This window comes from Streptomyces umbrinus (assembly GCF_030817415.1).
Lineage (GTDB): Bacteria > Actinomycetota > Actinomycetes > Streptomycetales > Streptomycetaceae > Streptomyces > Streptomyces umbrinus_A.
This window is the reverse complement of sequence record NZ_JAUSZI010000002.1, coordinates 834,397-849,878: the sequence shown is the minus strand read 5'-3', so window position 1 is coordinate 849,878 and position 15,482 is coordinate 834,397. Positions and strand designations below refer to the sequence as shown.

General features: G+C 70.2%; 14 protein-coding genes. 7 read left to right on the top strand and 7 right to left on the bottom strand.

Annotation, left to right across the window (positions count from 1 at the left end):
• Positions 1-93 precede the first annotated feature (93 nt).
• The 3 genes from QF035_RS04475 to QF035_RS04465 form a co-directional block, all read right to left on the bottom strand.
• A complete protein-coding gene (locus QF035_RS04475; RefSeq protein ID WP_307518274.1) occupies positions 94-2,289 on the bottom strand; it encodes a protein kinase domain-containing protein in 2,196 nt (731 codons plus the stop codon).
• A gap of 198 nt (positions 2,290-2,487) precedes the next feature.
• Entirely contained in the window at positions 2,488-4,146 is a 1,659-nt protein-coding gene (locus QF035_RS04470) for a serine/threonine-protein kinase (protein ID WP_307518273.1), read from the bottom strand.
• Between the two features lie 145 nt (positions 4,147-4,291).
• A complete protein-coding gene (locus tag QF035_RS04465) occupies positions 4,292-4,897 on the bottom strand; it encodes a TetR/AcrR family transcriptional regulator (RefSeq protein ID WP_307518272.1) in 606 nt (201 codons plus the stop codon).
• A gap of 142 nt (positions 4,898-5,039) precedes the next feature.
• Between QF035_RS04465 and QF035_RS04460 the strand changes: the two genes are divergently transcribed.
• Complete coding sequence (locus QF035_RS04460) at positions 5,040-5,726, top strand: SDR family NAD(P)-dependent oxidoreductase (protein WP_307518271.1); 687 nt, start codon at positions 5,040-5,042, stop codon at positions 5,724-5,726.
• Between the two features lie 27 nt (positions 5,727-5,753).
• On the opposite strand, the gene QF035_RS04455 is transcribed toward QF035_RS04460, so the two are convergent.
• On the bottom strand, positions 5,754-6,095 hold the full coding sequence (locus QF035_RS04455; RefSeq protein WP_307518270.1) for a VOC family protein: 342 nt from the start codon (positions 6,093-6,095) through the stop codon (positions 5,754-5,756).
• Positions 6,096-6,419: 324 nt separating this feature from the next.
• On the opposite strand from QF035_RS04455, the gene QF035_RS04450 reads away from it, so the two are divergent.
• A complete protein-coding gene (locus tag QF035_RS04450; RefSeq protein WP_307518269.1) occupies positions 6,420-6,701 on the top strand; it encodes a DUF3040 domain-containing protein in 282 nt (93 codons plus the stop codon).
• A gap of 94 nt (positions 6,702-6,795) precedes the next feature.
• On the opposite strand, the gene QF035_RS04445 is transcribed toward QF035_RS04450, so the two are convergent.
• A complete protein-coding gene (locus tag QF035_RS04445; RefSeq protein ID WP_307518268.1) occupies positions 6,796-7,131 on the bottom strand; it encodes a YnfA family protein in 336 nt (111 codons plus the stop codon).
• A 321-nt stretch (positions 7,132-7,452) separates the two neighbouring features.
• On the opposite strand from QF035_RS04445, the gene QF035_RS04440 reads away from it, so the two are divergent.
• On the top strand, positions 7,453-8,106 hold the full coding sequence (locus tag QF035_RS04440) for a response regulator (RefSeq protein ID WP_307518267.1): 654 nt from the start codon (positions 7,453-7,455) through the stop codon (positions 8,104-8,106).
• A 97-nt stretch (positions 8,107-8,203) separates the two neighbouring features.
• Here QF035_RS04440 and QF035_RS04435 read toward each other — a convergent pair whose 3' ends face one another.
• A complete protein-coding gene (locus QF035_RS04435; protein ID WP_307518266.1) occupies positions 8,204-9,760 on the bottom strand; it encodes a serine/threonine-protein kinase in 1,557 nt (518 codons plus the stop codon).
• Positions 9,761-9,955: 195 nt separating this feature from the next.
• Positions 9,956-10,507, bottom strand: coding sequence for a DUF3455 domain-containing protein (locus tag QF035_RS04430; RefSeq protein ID WP_307518264.1), 552 nt, complete (start codon positions 10,505-10,507; stop codon positions 9,956-9,958).
• Positions 10,508-10,881: 374 nt separating this feature from the next.
• Here QF035_RS04430 and QF035_RS04425 point away from each other — a divergent pair, with 374 nt between their 5' ends.
• Genes QF035_RS04425 through QF035_RS04410 form a run of 4 tightly spaced genes read left to right on the top strand, consistent with a single transcriptional unit; the run spans position 10,882 to position 15,475 of the window.
• Entirely contained in the window at positions 10,882-11,505 is a 624-nt protein-coding gene (locus QF035_RS04425; RefSeq protein ID WP_307518262.1) for an isochorismatase family protein, read from the top strand.
• Complete coding sequence (locus tag QF035_RS04420; protein WP_307518260.1) at positions 11,502-13,406, top strand: anthranilate synthase family protein; 1,905 nt, start codon at positions 11,502-11,504, stop codon at positions 13,404-13,406. Before QF035_RS04425 ends, QF035_RS04420 begins: the two co-directional genes overlap by 4 nt.
• A 33-nt stretch (positions 13,407-13,439) precedes the next feature.
• Positions 13,440-13,949 (top strand): PhzA/PhzB family protein, encoded by a 510-nt coding sequence (locus tag QF035_RS04415; protein ID WP_307518259.1) that lies wholly within the window; start codon positions 13,440-13,442, stop codon positions 13,947-13,949.
• On the top strand, positions 13,946-15,475 hold the full coding sequence (locus QF035_RS04410; RefSeq protein ID WP_307518258.1) for an FAD-dependent oxidoreductase: 1,530 nt from the start codon (positions 13,946-13,948) through the stop codon (positions 15,473-15,475). Before QF035_RS04415 ends, QF035_RS04410 begins: the two co-directional genes overlap by 4 nt.
• Positions 15,476-15,482: the final 7 nt, after the last annotated feature.

The following is a 15,482-nucleotide window of genomic DNA, read 5'->3' as shown; positions in this document are numbered from 1 at the left end:
CGCGGGCCTCCTGAGGGCCTTTCCCTCGCCGTCGGTGGTCGTCGGTGGGCGGGTGCTGTTGGCGTTGTGCCCGCTCGCGCGGACCGGCGTGGCTCACGGGCCGCGGAACGTCTGCAGCGTTGTACCGGTGCACACATGGATCAGGCCGTCGCCCGCCGCCCCGTACGACGCCGTGGTCAGGCCGTCCACCGGGACGGCCCAGCGCAGTCTGCCCGTGGCGGCCGTCAGGGCGTGGATACCCCACGTGGACGTGCCCGCGAGCGTGCCGGAGACGCCCGGGCGGGGGCCCGTCGCGTAGACCACGGTGCCGTCCGCCAGAGGGCGGCCGTCGGTGGTGGTGAGTGCGCGGACGTCGTCGCGCCACCAGCGCCGGTCGCCGTCGGCCGTGTCCAGTGCGCCCAGGCCATCGGCCGTGGCGGCTACGAGGAGTTCGTCGCCGACCAGCGGTGCCACCACTTCCGCGTCCGCCAGGTGCCGTGTCCACCGCGCCTTCCCCGTGGCCAGGTTCACCCGGCGCACGGACTTCTGCGTCGTGTAGTAGTGGGTTCCCCGGGCTCCCGGATGCACCTCGGGCGTGGCCGAGCCCTCGGGGATGCTGGACTCCTCCTCGCCGGTGCGCTCATCGAGCACGTACAGGGGACCGAATGTCTCGGTCGCCGAGGCCAGGGCGAACCGGCCGCCCGCCGCGTCCAGCGCGGTCACCTGCGCCGCCGTACCGGCCCTGAACCACAGCGGGGCGCCCGTCGGCAGGTCGAAGCCGTACGCCCGCCAGCGCCGCCCCCGGTTCGAGCGCCGTGCCCACAACGTGTCGTACTTGGCGAACGTGACCAGGCATGTCGTGCGCTGCGTGACGGCGAGCAGCGTCTCGCCGCCGTCGGGCGAGTCGAAGCCGTAGGGCCGGTACGGGTTTGACTCCAGGGCGCCCGTGCGCCACCGCTCCGTGCCGCCCGCCGCGTCGATCGCCACGATTCCGGGGGAGGAGACATCCGCCCGGCGGTGGGTGACGTACACCGTGTCACCGTAGGGCAGGACGGCGGACGCGTCCTCGAACTCCCAGGCCACGGCGCCGGTTTGCGGGTCGAGTCGGCGGGCCGTGCCGTCGAAGCGTACATAGAGGGCGTTGGCCGTACGGGTCAGCGTGCCGCCGTATTCGAGGGCGCCCACCTCGCGGGTCCACAGCGGGGTGCCGGAGCGCCAGGACGGGGTGACCGGCTGCCGCCGCGCGCCGGGCTCGTCCCCCAGGAGGGCGATCGTCGTCGCCGTCGCCGCCGCGGCGGTCGTGACGGCGGCGCCCGCCCACGCGAACACGCGTCTGCGCGACGGACCCGCGGGGGTCGGCGGGGTCGGCGGCGGGTCGATGCGGGTGGCGCCCTCCCCGTCGGCCTCGGCCGACACGGCGATCCGGCGCGCGACGGCCTCCTCGTGGCCCTCGATCAGTGCGGTCACCTCCGGCCGCTCCCACCACGGCCGTTCGGTCGCGCGGGCGGCGCACCAGTCCAGGACCTCCGCCGCGGTGGGGCGCCCGACCGGCCCCTTTGACAGACAGCGAGTCAAGAAGGCGGTCCACTCCCCGTCCGGTACGCCGACGAGGTCGGGGTCCTCGTGCAGCGTCCGGTACACGATCTGTGGTGCCGTACCCCCGCCGTGCGGATTGCGGCCCGTCGCCGCCAGCGCGAGCAGCGCCCCGAGCGCGAACACGTCACAGGAGGCGGCGGGTTCGGTGGCGTACGTGATCTGCTCCGGAGCCATGAAGCCGACAGAGCCGAGCATGTCCCCGCTCCCCGTCAGGGCCTCGTCCGAGGCGCCCGAGGAACGCCCGTCGCCGAGTGCCTTCGCGATACCGAAGTCGATGACGCGCGGACCATGGCCGGTGATCAGGACGTTCGCCGGCTTCAGGTCGCGGTGCACCAGGCCCGCGGTGTGGATCGCGGTGAGTGCCTCGGCAAGGGCGGCACCGAGCGAGGCGAGGTCGCCGGCTGCCAGTGGCCCGTACCCGGCCACGGCCTCCGACAGAGTGGGGCCCGCGCAGTACTCGACGGCCAGCCACGGCAGCGGGGCCTGCGGCTCCGCGTCGAGCACGGCCGCCGTGAACGGGCCGGTCATGGCGCGCGCCGCCTGCACCTCACGCCGCAGCCGCTCCCGGAACAGCGGCTCGGCGGCGAGGTGCGCATGCATCACCTTGACCACGACAAGCCGCCCCGACCCCGAACGGGCCAGATACGCACGGCCCATGCCACCCGCCCCGAGCAGCGTGAGCGTCCGGTACTCCCCGAACTCGAACCGGCCCATCGGCCCCCCTGCCTGTACGCCCCGTGCGCCGATGATCCATGCGACGCCTGTACGGCTCCAGAGGTTCCCGCGAACCCGAAACGCTCAATGGACGGCTCCGGCGGCGGACAAGGCCGACTGACCGGCCGCTCCGAGGCCGGCATCGGAAGCGGATGCGTCAGAGGTGACTGCCCCACCGGACGAACAGGGTGGGGTCGTTCATCGCGCTGCCGGGCGGAAGGATGTCAAAAAGGTGTTGAGGGCCTGCTGGTTGGCGGGAGTGTTCCAGTCGTCGGCCGGGGTCGTCCACCTGATGGAGTAGCCGAGGTCGGTGTCGACGAGGAGGGCGCGGGCGAGCGTGCGCGTGCGGTCGGGGTCGCCGTCGGCGAACCATTCCAGATCGGCTGCCCGTCCACCGGAACCGTCCACACCCCGGATGTCGCCGATGCGGTCGAAGCCCGGGTTGAGGCGCCGCAGTTGGGGCTCGAAGTTGCGCCAGACGGCGACGGGGTCGGACGAGGGGACCCTGCCGAAGGTGATCCTCAGTGCGCGGGGGTCGCCCGTGGCGCCGAACGTGACACTGAAGGCGTTGTCCGGCCGACCGGTGTCCTTGATACGCCGCCAGTCCGAGGGCAGTTGGACCGAGAACCCTTCCGGCGCGTCGTAGCGCTTGGTGGCGGGCGGTGCCGTCTTCTCGGCGGAAGCCGTGGGGGAGGGGGCGGCGGGCGCGCCCGGGTCCGATGCGCCGGCCGAAGCGCCGCCGGTCGGGTCCGCGGAGGGACGAGCAGGGGTGGAAGCCGCGGGAGGCGGCGCGGCCGCGGGACCGGATGCGGTGGGTACGGGGCCGGAGGCGTCGGGTGCGTCCGAGGCCGGTCTGCTGTTCAGGGCGAGCACGACCGGGATGGCCACGACGGCCAGCGCGGAACCGACAATGGCGAGGACGATGGGCCGCTTCCTGTGCCAAGTCCGTTCCGTTCCCGGCGAGTTCCCGTACGCTCCGCGCAGCCGGAACATGTGCGACTGCTGGGCCGAGTCCTCGCTCACCATGCGGCTCAGCGCCTGGCGGAGTACCGGTTCGGTGAGCCGTTCGTTCGGGTTCTCGCGCAGCAGCCCGTGAATGGTCTGGCGCAGCCGGCCGGTGTGGACGTCGTCCCCCGAGGATCTTTCACCCTCTCCCCGGGCCCCCTCTCCCACATACACCTGCGCGAAGGTCGAACTGCCTTCGCCGCGCCCCTGGTTCGGAGCGGGCGGCCGACCCTCGATCATGGTGTGCAGCAGTGCCCCCAGGGCCCACAGATCCGTCGAGGGATCGATCGCCTCACCACGAATTTGTTCCGGAGAGGCGTACGAGGGTGCGGTCGCCCTCAAGGACCGGGTCGCTCCGGTCAGTCCGAACCCCGTGACCACGACCCCGCCGTCCGCCTTGACGAAGACCTGGTCGGGACCGAGGTCGCCGTGCGTGACGCCCAGGCGGTGCGCGGCCGCGAGTACATCGAGGATCTGCAGGCCGATGCGGACCGCCCGGGGCTGGTTGAACGCCCCACGCCGGTCGAGGAGTTCGCTCAGGGACCGGCCTTCGATCGGTTCCATGACGGTCCACAGGCGGCCGTCCTGCTCGGTGACATCCAGAACGGTGGCCACCTGGCCGGGGGCGGCGGCCTCCAGATCCGCGGTCTCCCGCAGCACCCGGGCCGTGGTCTGGCGGGACGTCTCCTCGCGGAGGACCGCGGGCAGCCGTGCTTCCGCCAGGAACACCAATCGGCCGGACGCCATGTCCTGGCCGTGCCAGCCGACCCGGAATTCCTCTCGGTGCACGATCTGGAGCGGTCGATACCTCCCGGCGATCAACTCATTTGTGGAGGTCTGCGCTTCTGCCATGCTGATCCTTCACTGCGCCCGTGGTTTGCACCTTGGCCATGAGTACGAAGGCAATGCGGGTGAGTGTTCAATCAGGTGTGATTGCGCTTTCCGGCGGTGCGGCGGGCCGAGGCTCCGAGGTCGGGCCGTGTTTGGCCAACTGGCCTCAGGCGAACAGGATTTGGTGCAGGACGCGGCTCAGGTGAACGCGCAGTTCGTCGGCGGACATTTCTGCGAGCCTGCCCACCTTGACGATGTAGCGGGTGAACGTCACGCCGATCAGCTGTGCGGCGAGCATCCCGATGCGGACGTCCATGTCGTCGCCGGTGAGGGCCTCGCGGTAGGCCGACTCGCTGTGGGCCTGCATGGCGGTGTAGAGATTTGCCGCGGCGGCCTCGTTGGTGGCGGCACTGCGCAGGAGCGCGACGAACGGGTCGCCGGAGGGGTTGCTCTCCATCCGCTCGACGAAGCCGGCGGCGATCCGCTCGGGCAGCGTTTCGCGGTCGCCGGCGACGAGGTCGGTCAGGTCGCGAGTGCCGGGTACCGCCGCCAGGAAAAGACGCTCCTTCGAGGTGAAGTGCAGCATGACCAGGCCGTGCGTGACACCCGCCCGGCGGGCGATGTCGCGAATCGTCGCCCGTGCGTAGCCTCGTTCGGTGAAGGCCTCGCGGGCGGCCTCCAGGATGGCTGCGCGGCTCGCCTCCGGATCGCGTCGACGGCCGGTGGCCGATGCCCGCGCCGGAGCCTTGTCGGGGCGTGAGGTTGTTGGCACCCCTTTACTGTACGCGCGTACAGAACAGCCTCGCAATGGCCGTTCGATGCGGTACTGTCCAAACGGTCATTAGTGGAGTCGGGCTGTGCCAACAGGCGCACGTCGCTCTCAAGCCCGTCCAGAACGTGAAGGGGACTTCCATATGAGTACGTCCATCGTCATCGGCGGCAGCGGCGGGCTCGGCCGCGTCATCGCCCAGCGATTCGCCGACCGTGGTGACTGCGTCGTCGTCACCAGCCGGGACAAGGCACGGGCCGAGGCGACGGCGGAGGAAATAGGAAGCAGGGTCCGGGGCATGGCGCTCGACCTGTCCCAACCCGACACGATCGCGCACGCCCTCGGCGGCATCACCGAAGTCGACCAGTTGGTCATCACGGCCATGGATCCCGTTCCGAACTCCCTGGCCGACTTCGATCTCACCGACGCCGTCCGCGTCGTGACCATCAAACTGGTCGGGTACGCCGAAACGGTCCGTGCGCTGCGCGACCGCTTCAACCCGGCCGCTTCAGTCGTCCTCTTCGGCGGTCTGGCGAGGGAACGCCCTTACCCGGGCTCGACGATGGTGACCACGTTCAACGCCGGCCTGACCGGCCTGGTCAAGACCCTCGCCGCCGAGATCGCCCCGCACCGGGTCAATGCCCTGCACCCCGGCGTGATCGGAGACAGTCCCAAGTGGCGTGACGTCACCGACCACCCGCACCTCCGCCGCACACCCACCGGACGTCTTGTCACCATGGCCGAGATCGCCGACGCCACCGACTTCCTCCTGCGCAACGCAGGCATGAACGCTCACGATCTGAACGTCGACGGCGGCATGCTGATCACCTGACAGAGAGCGGCTCATCGCACGGCGGCGTCAGTGTGCGGCGCCGCCGAACCCGAACTCGTTGCCGTCCGGGTCGTGGTAGGTGACCTTGCGCATGCCCTCCGAGTAGGTCTCGCGGCTCGTGGGCTCCAGACCCCGGTCGGCGATCCCCGCGACACGGGTGTCGAGGTCGTCGACGAGGACGGTGTGCACGGCGTTTCCCGCCTGACCGGGCCGCTGCACGATGTACACGTACCGGTGTTCCGCCAGTTCCCATACGGCTTCCGTGTCGTGCGGGAAGAACGTCGGCGGGGTGCCGAGGAGTCGCTCGTACCAGGGCAGTGCAGTTGCGTAGTCGTTGACGGGGATGCCTGCGAAGAGGTCGAGGGGCATGCCGTCATGGTAGGTGCGGCGCCTCCGGTGCGCGTGGATACCCCGCTGCCAGGGGACGAGGATGGGTGCCGTCCCCGATGCGCGGGCGTGGCGGGCTGGGTGAGAGTGAGGTGAAGGAGCACCGCCCGCGAGCGTGGCCCGGGCGAATTGCCCTTCCGAGGGCGGGGCTGGACGCGAGTGTCATGACATGGCTGACGGTGTCGAAGAGGGCCGGCTGACGACCGTACCGGCTGATGGTGCTGTTCATTGTGGCGACGCGTTCCTGTGCGTGTGGCCGCTGGACTTAGCCCTCGCTCGCCCCAACTGCTGTGGAAGGAGCGGAACATGCCGCAATCCGACGACGACTGGATCGCCGGCCTCGAGGCCCGGCTGCGGCTCGACGACCCCCGCTTCGCCCATGGCTTCGGCCGGGGACGTCCCCGCCGCCCGCGCGAATACCGCCGAGGCAGGGCGTGGCTGGCGATGACACTCGCGCTCAGTGCGGTGGTCGTCGGCGCTGTTCTCCCGCACGGGCTGCTGCTCGCGGCCGGGCTGGTCGCGGCGGCCTGCGCGGTGAACCTGTTCGACACGTCCCGCCGACGCCGCCTCCGGCTGCCCCGGTCATGAGTCGGCCTGGGCCCGGGGATGTGTTCCTCTTACTCCGCCGTGGCACTTGGGACACGGCCGTCCGTCAAACCCAGCGACTGCGAGGCGACGGCGCTCAGTTGCTGCGAGGCGCGTACATGATCACAGCCATCCCGGCGAGGCACACCAACGCGCCGATGACGTCGTACCGGTCGGGCCGGTAGCCGTCGGCGACCATGCCCCAGGCGATCGACCCGGCGACGAAGATCCCGCCGTACGCGGCGAGGATGCGTCCGAAGTTGTCGTCGGACTGGAAGGTGGCCACCACGCCGTAGAGACCGAGGGCGATGACACCGGCGCCGATCCAGATCCAGCCCTTGTGTTCGCGGATGCCCTGCCAGACCAGCCAGGCCCCGCCGATCTCGAACAGGGCGGCCACGACGAACAGGGCAACGGAACGCGCAACGGTCATGATCGGTGAGCTTACCGACGCAGGGTGGGGGTTCGGCGTGTGTTGTCGGGTGCGGGTGGGTGGGGGCTGGTCGCGCAGTTCCCCGCGCCCCTGAAGGCGGGGCTGCGCCCCTGGCTTTCCGCGAACCCCCGGTGGTTACTTCTCGGCAGGTGCGTCGGGACTTGGGACCAGGTCCCGGTTCTGGGGTGTCTCGGTGATGGTGGGGGTGGACCGGTGTGACCGGCCGGTAGTTCCAGATCGGCCAGGGCCCCACGACGGCACCGAGATACGCCTGAACGTCAACGGCCACGCAGCCGCCGACCGCACCCAGGAGACAGCGTGATGACCACACCGGCCCGCATCCTGCCCGCCGACGACCACGCCCTGGTCCGCCACGGCGTCCGCCTCATCCTCGACGCCGAGCCGGACCTGACTGTCGTGGCCGAGGCTTCCGACGGCGCCGAAGCCATCGCCCAGGCCCGCGGCAACGACATCGACCTGGCCATACTCGACATCGCCATGCCCCGCCGGACCGGCCTGCAGGCCGCCCGCGAACTGGCCCGCCTCCGCCCCGGCCTGCGCACCCTGATGCTGACGATGTACGACAACGAGCAGTACTTCTTCGAGGCCCTCAAATCCGGCGCCTCCGGCTACGTACTCAAATCCGTCGCCGACCGAGACCTCGTCGAAGCCTGCCGCGCCGCCCTGCGCGACGAACCCTTCATCTACCCCGGCGCCGAGACCACTCTCATTCGCACCTACCTAGACCGCGCCCGCACCGGCGAACAACTGCCCGCCCGCCCCATCACCGAACGCGAAGAGGAAATCCTCAAACTCGTCGCCGAGGGCCACACCTCCAAGGAGATCGCCCTCCTCCTCGTCATCAGCGCCAAAACCGTCGAACGCCACCGCACCAACCTCCTCCAGAAGCTGGGCCTGCGCGACCGCCTGGAACTCACCCGCTACGCCATCCGCGTCGGCCTCATCGAGCCCTGAACGCCGGTCAGGTGGTGGGGGGAGAGTCGGCCGGTGAGGAGTTGGAGTGACAGGCCCCAGGACGCGACGAATGCGACCGGGGCCCAGTTGCCACCCATCAAGGTTGGTGCGTGACGCTGACCTGTACGGTCACGGTGCCTCTGTTGTCCTGGACGCATCGGTCGGCCTCGTCGTTGATGGCCAGTTGCAGGGTGCCGTTGTTGGCCGCCTTGAAGGTCAGCTTCCGTCCGACGGAGCGTATGGGAAGGGCCTTTTCGCCGGCGAGGCGTGCCAGGAGGGCGCCGAACGGTGCCGCGGGCTTGATCTTGCAGTCCTTCGCGCCGTCCAGTGACTGGTCGATGGCCGCGTTGTATCCGACCGGGCCGGTCATGGGGAGGCTGACGTGGTCGACGGTCCATTGGCCCGAGACGAAGCGCACGGTGACCTTGTCTCCTGGTTGGACGGTCACTCCGGTCACCTTCTGCCAGCCGGTCGTGGACTTCACGGCCTGGCGGGTGGTCGTCGTGACGGGGTCCTTCTTGAGCGGCAGCACTCCGGTGAGGAACAGGCCACCGCCAACGCCCGCCGCCAGCACCGCAGTTCCGACCATCGCCCACAACAGCCGCTTCGCGCCCCGGTGGCGGGACGAGGGCTGGGGCGTGGGCCTGAGCGAGGTGGTGTGCGTTGCCGTCGGTGCGGTCTGTCCGGCCGGGACCAGGCCCTGTCGGCCGCTGGTCATGGTGTCCGCGTCGGCCAGCAGGGGCGCGGGCCAGGATGCGTGGGCGGTCGGTGACGGCAGCAGCGGTCCGGCGTCCATGTGTCCCGCCGCGACGCGGTGCAGCGCGTCGCGCGTACTGGCCGCAGTGGGGCGTGCGTCGGGGGACTTGCGCAGGAGTGCCTCGATGACCGGGAGCAGCGGGCCGAGCCGCTCGCTCAGGGCGGGTTCCTGGTAGGCCACCGCGTGGAGTGTGGCGGGCCGTGCCGGTCTGCGGAACGGGGACAGCCCGCCGCACGCCGTGGCCAGGGTCGCGCCCAGGGACCACAGGTCGGAGGCCGGGCCGACCTCCGACCCCATCACCCGCTCAGGGGCCATGAACTCCAGCGAGCCGATCAGCTCGCCGGTGGTGGTGAGGAACTCGCCGTCGTCCAGGACCGCGATGCCGAAGTCGGTGAGGACGGCGCTGCCGTCGCGGCGGAGCAGGACGTTGGCCGGTTTGACGTCGCGGTGCAGGGTGCCGGCCGCGTGCACGGCCTCCAGCGCGTCGAGCAGTTGCAGTCCGAGGGAGGCGGTGCGCTGCGGGGTGAGTGGTCCGGTCTCGGCGATGTGGTGGGCCAGCGAGGGCCCTTGGACGAGTTCCATGACGATCCACAGCCGGTCCTCGGACTCGACCAGGTCATGGACGCCCACCACATGCGGGTGCGGCACCCGCGCGACCGCGCGCGCCTCACGGACCGCACGACGCACCCGGACCCGCTGCTCCTCGTCGCCGTGGGTGAGGATGTGGAGTTCCTTGACGGCGACCGGGCGGTCCAGCAACTGGTCATGAGCCCGCCAGACCGTGCCCATGCCGCCTCTGCCGAGGACGTCGTGCAGCAGATATCGACCGGCGATCAGCCGCCCCGAACCGCGTTCCGAACGTATCCCCGCCTGGTGATCGCCATCTCCGGATATCACGCGCTCTCTCACGTTTCCTTCCCGGCGGCCTGGACACCCACCGGTCGTCGTTTGTTCGAACCGGACCGAGCGTAGCGGCCGGAGGTCGGTCCGGTGCATGGCTTCTGTCCACGTCGTACGTTCTGCTGCCGGGGGCAGCAACAGCAGTGGCCCCTCGAAATCGCCCAGGGGCCACTGCCGTTGCTGCCTACCGCATTACTTGGCGGGCTTGTAGAAGGTGTAGGTGGCGGAGTACGGGACGCTCGTCTGGTCCGTGCCGGTGCAGGCGGTGGTGGGAGCGACGCCGCCGCGCGTGTTGAGGCGCTGGATGTAGGAGACGTCGGCGAAGACCCCGGTGCCGCGAGTGGCGGTGGACTTCAGGAGGAGTTCGGGGATGGTGCCGGCCTTGGGGGAGGTGGCAACGGCGGCGGCGTTGACGGCGCTGCCGTCCACCGTGGACACCCAGACGGGGCCGCGGGAGTGGAGGGCGACCGTGCGGCGCGAGTGGTCCTTCTTGGCCCACAGGGTGGCAGCGGGCTCCAGCAGCTTCCAGGCGCCGTCGGTGCAGGTGTAGGTCTGGACGCCTTCGGCGGAGAAGACGCCGGTGAGCCGGTTGCCGTCCGGGACCTTCAGCGCGTCGGGTACCTCGACGCCGGTGCGGGCGGGCTGCGAAGCCGCCGCCGGGCCGACCGTCGCGCCTACGAGCGTGGCGGCGGTGACAGTGGCGAGAGCCGTGGTGGTGAGGACAAGCCGCTTGGCTAGCTTCATCAGGTGTGTCTCCAGAGCAATTTCTGAACGTGTTCGTGGGAATGGACGCGGATGCCGTGTGTCCCAAAGCCAGGACTGGGCAGGTTCCAGACGTCCGGGCCGGTCAGATGATCTTCAGCCTTGCTGCCGCACTGTACGCGTGAACCCAGCTGGCTGTTCAGCCAACTTCTGATCATTCAGTAGCCAACTCTGCTCACTGCCTTGGGCGCAGTACATCAGGCTCAGACGCGTATGGATCGCGGCCTTGCGCGTATGGCTGTGGGGCAAGAGGCGGTGGTTGCGTAGGCCGTCGTAGTCGACGCCGGGGCACCACGGATCGTGCAACTTCACGAGCCACCCCGGCCGAACCGCCGTAAGCCGAAAAGGAATTCAGCATGACTGGCATCGCGGACATCGAGTCGTACCCGTTGCCGATACCGGCGGACCTGCCGAAGAACGTGGCCGACTGGACGGTCGACCCGCGGCGCGGCGCGTTGTTGATACATGACATGCAGCGGTACTTCCTGCGCCCCTTTCCCGACACCATGACCAGTCAGCTCGTACGGAACACGGTCTCGGTACTGGACCGGTGCCGGGCACTTGGCATGCCGGTGGCGTACACCATGCAGCCCGGTGGCATGGACCCGTCGCAGCGCGGCCTGCTCGCCGACTTCTGGGGTGCGGGAATGTCAGCCGAGCCGGCCGACCGTGACGTGCCTGAACCACTGCAACCCGGGCCGCTGGACGGGGTGTTCACGAAGTGGCGGTACAGCGCGTTCTTCCGTACCGAGTTACTGGCATGGCTGCGCCGGCACAATGCCGATCAGCTCGTCATCTGCGGGGTGTACGCCCATATAGGGGTCCTGGCCAGCGCGGTCGACGCGTTCAGCAACGACGTTCAGCCATTCGTCGTGGCCGACGCTGTCGCCGACTTCTCGGCGCAGGACCATCGATTCGCCCTGGAGTACGCCGCGCGGAAGTGCGCTGTCGTGGTCACCGCGGAGGACGTCCTGCCGTGAACGGTACGTCAGGTCTGCTCCGCCGGGTGCTGGCAGCGGAGCCGCCCCCGTTCGCCCTGCTGCACCGCCCGGAACGGACCGGGCGACATCAACTCGACGTACTGACAGGCGAGTTGTGCATGCCGGACAGGCTCGCCGATGTCCCGGTGGCCGAAGAGGGCACCGAAGACGGCCAGGGGCATGAGGTCCTGACGGTCATCCCCTACCGGCAGCTCCGCGAACGTGGCCTCGACTGTGTAGACGACGGTGCGCCGCTGATCGCGATGCTGATCACCGAGCAGGCGGTGGTGCCGCTGCACGATCTGCTCCGACGCATACCCGAGGTCCCGGTCCGGCTCGTCGACGGGCACTTCGACACCGACGACGACACCTATGCCCGTACCGTCGAACGGATCGTCAGCGACGAGATCGGGAAGGGCGCGGGCTCCAACTTCGTGCTCGGACGACGCTTCGCCGGGCGTATCGCCGACTACGACCTCGACGTGGCACGCACCGTCTTCCGCCGGCTGTGCGAACAGGAGTCGGGCGCGTACTGGACCTTCCTCATCCACACCGGCACACGCACGTTCGTCGGCGCCACGCCGGAACGCCACGTCAGCCTGCACGACGGTGACGCGGTGATGAACCCCATCAGCGGCACGTACCGCTATCCCGAGGACGGCCCCACCCTGGCCGGACTGATGGCGTTCCTGGACAGCCACAAGGAATCCGACGAGCTGCACATGGTGCTCGACGAGGAACTGAAGATGATGGCCCGCGTCTGTGACAGCGGCGGTGCCCGGGTCCTGGGGCCGCGGCTCAAGGAGATGGCACGGCTCGCGCACACCGAGTACCTCATCACGGGCCGGTCCCGCCGGCATCCGCTGGACATCCTGTCGGAGACGATGTTCGCGCCCACGGTGACCGGCAGCCCGCTGGCCAGCGCATGCCGGGTGATCACTCGGTACGAGCCGGCCGGGCGCGGTTACTACGGCGGGGTCGCAGCGCTGATCGGCCGCGACCCCACAGGCGGCCACCGCCTCGACTCGGCCATCATGATCCGTACGGCGGATCTCGATCCGACGGGTCAGGTACGGACAGGGGTCGGCGCCACGCTCGTACGGCACTCGGATCCGGCGGCCGAGGTGGCGGAGACCCGCGCCAAGGCGGCGACCCTGCTCCGAGCCATGTCCACCGATCCGGGGGCCGCGGCCCGCCCCGGACCCGGCCGCCGTCGCCCGCTCGGCGAGCATCCGTACGTACGGGACCTGCTCCAACGCCGCCGACGCGGCCTCGCCGGGTTCTGGCTCGCCGCCACCGAACACCCACCGCCGACGCCCGTGTCCTCCTCGCGCCGGGTCCTGGTGGTGGACGCCGAGGACATGTTCACCGCGATGATCGCCGCGCAACTCCGCTCACTGGGCCTGGTGGTGACCGTCCGGCGCTGGGACGAACCCTACTCATGGGAAGCGGACGATCTTGTGGTCCTGGGCCCCGGGCCGGGCGATCCCCGAGTCGCCGACGATCCCAGGAACTCCCACCTGCGCGAGGCGATCGAGAGGCTGCTGGCCGGGCGGAAGCCGTTCCTCGCCGTGTGCCTGAGCCACCAACTGCTCAGCCTGGTACTCGGGTTGGACGTGCGCCGCGGTGCTGTGCCGCACCAGGGCACGCAACGCGAGATCGAGCTGTTCGGCGAGAACGAGACGGTGGGCTTCTACAACACGTTCGCCGCGCACAGTGACACCGACAAGCTCGACGTGCCAGGGGTCGGCCTGGTGGAGGTCGGTCGGGACGCAGGCACCGGCGAGGTGCACGCACTTCGCGGACCTGGCTTCGCCTCCCTGCAGTTCCACGCCGAGTCGGTGCTGACCCGCAACGGCCCCGCCCTCTTCGCCGCGCGCATCGACGAGGCGCTGGCCTGACACATGCCCAACCCGCGACCGAGGAGATCGACCATGACCCAACACACGAGGCCCCAGGAGTGGGTCGACAACGACTCCGAACTCCGCCGCACCAACCGGGCCACGGTGGAGCGATACCTGGACATGACGGAAGGACCGGCGAGGCTCCGACGCCACCACCTGTTCACCGAGGACGCGCGGGGCGGCCTCTGGACCACCGACACCGGACAACCGGCCGCTGTCACGGGACGGGAGAACCTGTACCTGATGGCCGCGTGGTCGCTCGAGTGTTTCCCCGACTGGCGCTGGACCAACGTCGAGATCCACGAGACCCAGGACCCCAACCGCATATGGGTCGAGTGCGACGGAGAAGGGCAGATCATCTTCCCCCACTATCCGCCGGGCCACTACCGCAACCACTTCATCCACTCGTTCCGCCTCGACAACGGAAAGATCGCGGAGATACGGGAGTTCATGAATCCCTGCGAGCAGATGCGGGCTCTGGGCATCGAGGTACCCGTCGTCAAGAGGGGCGGGATCCCCACCGACGGGGAGGTGGCATGACCTCGGTGGTCGTCGTCGGTTCGGGCGCGGCGGGGCTGGCCGCGGCCCTGTCGGCACGGGAATCGGGCGCCGAGGTCACAGTTGTCGAAGCGACCTCGACGATCGGCGGCACCACCGCCCTGTCCAGCGGGGCGGCCTGGCTGCCCGGCAACCACCTGCCGCTTGCCGCCGACGACACCCGGCAACGCGCCCGTACGTATCTGAGTTCGCTCAGCCGCTCCGACGAATACGGGTACGTGCCCGCGGACACCGCCATGTCCGACCGGTTCGTCGACGAGGCACCGCGCGTGGCCGAATGGCTCGAGATGAGGACACCGCTGCGCTGGGCCACCCTTCCCATACCGGACTGCCACGGCACGCTGCCGGGCGGGTACGGCGCCGGACGGTCGCTCGAACCACGGCCGTTCCGCACCACACCGCAGGTCGCCGCCCTCATGCGCGCCGCCCTGCCCTGGCGGTCGCGGGCGACCCTCACCGAACTCCTCACCGGCAAAGCCGCACCCGACCTCATCGGGCAGCGCAGACAGGCCGGAATACACACCGCGGGGCAGGCACTGGTGGCCGCACTGCTCACGGCCGCCATCGACGCGGGCGTCACCATCCGCACACACGCCAGAGCGACGAGGTTCCTCGGCACCGGCGTGGCGGTCGACGGCACTCCGCTCGACGGACGGGTCGTACTCGCGACGGGTGGCTTCGAACGCGACGAGGCGTTCGTCCGGCGATTCCTCGGCGGCCCGGTTGCCGGCCTCACCGGAGCACCGGGCGCCCGCGGTGACGGGCTGCGCATGGCCATCGCCGCCGGGGCCGCGCTGCACAACACGTCGCAGGCCTGGTGGTGCCCGACGATCCGGATACCCGGCGACGCGATCGACGGCCAACCCGTGCACCGGATCCTCCTCGCCGAGCGTGCGCGCCCCGGTGCGGTGCTGGTCGACTGCGACGGTCACCGGTTCACCAACGAGGCCCGGAGCTACCACGAGGTCGGCCGATCGCTGCACCCGACCGAACCGTCCTGGCTGATCGTCGACGCCGCCCACCGCCGCCGCTATCCGATCGGCCCGGTCCGCCCCGGTGACCCCGACCCGGACTGGCTGCAACGCGCCTGCACACTGCTGGAGTTGGCGCGTCTCATCGATGTCCCGGGCGACGCGCTCGCCAAGACGATCAGCCGATTCAACTGGGCGGCGGCCGCCGGCGAGGATCCGGACCACGACCGAGGAACGAACCCCTACGACGGCGTCATGGGCGATCCCGGCGCCGTCCACCCGACGTTGGGTCCCCTGTACTCACCACCCTTCTACGCCGTGCCGGTACGCCCCGGACTCGGCGGAACCAGCGGCGGCCCGCACACCGATCCCGACGGGCGTGTACTGCGAGACGACGGAACGGCCGTACCGGGGCTGTACGCCGCGGGCAACGTCGCCGCCGGCCCGTTCGGGTCCGCCTACCCGGGCACCGGCGCGACGATCGGCCAGGCCCTCGTGTTCGGCGCCCTGGCAGGCAGAGCAGCGGCAGGAGACTGAACCCACC

Bases quoted from the DNA above. Each gene is read 5' to 3' on its own strand.
- QF035_RS04475 (WP_307518274.1), bottom strand. From the start codon at position 2,289: ATGGGCCGGTTCGAGTTCGGGGAGTACCGGACGCTCACGCTGCTCGGG.
- QF035_RS04470 (WP_307518273.1), bottom strand. From the start codon at position 4,146: ATGGCAGAAGCGCAGACCTCCACAAATGAGTTGATCGCCGGGAGGTAT.
- QF035_RS04460 (WP_307518271.1), top strand. From the start codon at position 5,040: ATGAGTACGTCCATCGTCATCGGCGGCAGCGGCGGGCTCGGCCGCGTC.
- QF035_RS04455 (WP_307518270.1), bottom strand. From the start codon at position 6,095: ATGCCCCTCGACCTCTTCGCAGGCATCCCCGTCAACGACTACGCAACT.
- QF035_RS04450 (WP_307518269.1), top strand. From the start codon at position 6,420: ATGCCGCAATCCGACGACGACTGGATCGCCGGCCTCGAGGCCCGGCTG.
- QF035_RS04445 (WP_307518268.1), bottom strand. From the start codon at position 7,131: ATGACCGTTGCGCGTTCCGTTGCCCTGTTCGTCGTGGCCGCCCTGTTC.
- QF035_RS04440 (WP_307518267.1), top strand. From the start codon at position 7,453: ATGACCACACCGGCCCGCATCCTGCCCGCCGACGACCACGCCCTGGTC.
- QF035_RS04430 (WP_307518264.1), bottom strand. From the start codon at position 10,507: ATGAAGCTAGCCAAGCGGCTTGTCCTCACCACCACGGCTCTCGCCACT.
- QF035_RS04425 (WP_307518262.1), top strand. From the start codon at position 10,882: ATGACTGGCATCGCGGACATCGAGTCGTACCCGTTGCCGATACCGGCG.
- QF035_RS04415 (WP_307518259.1), top strand. From the start codon at position 13,440: ATGACCCAACACACGAGGCCCCAGGAGTGGGTCGACAACGACTCCGAA.
- QF035_RS04410 (WP_307518258.1), top strand. From the start codon at position 13,946: ATGACCTCGGTGGTCGTCGTCGGTTCGGGCGCGGCGGGGCTGGCCGCG.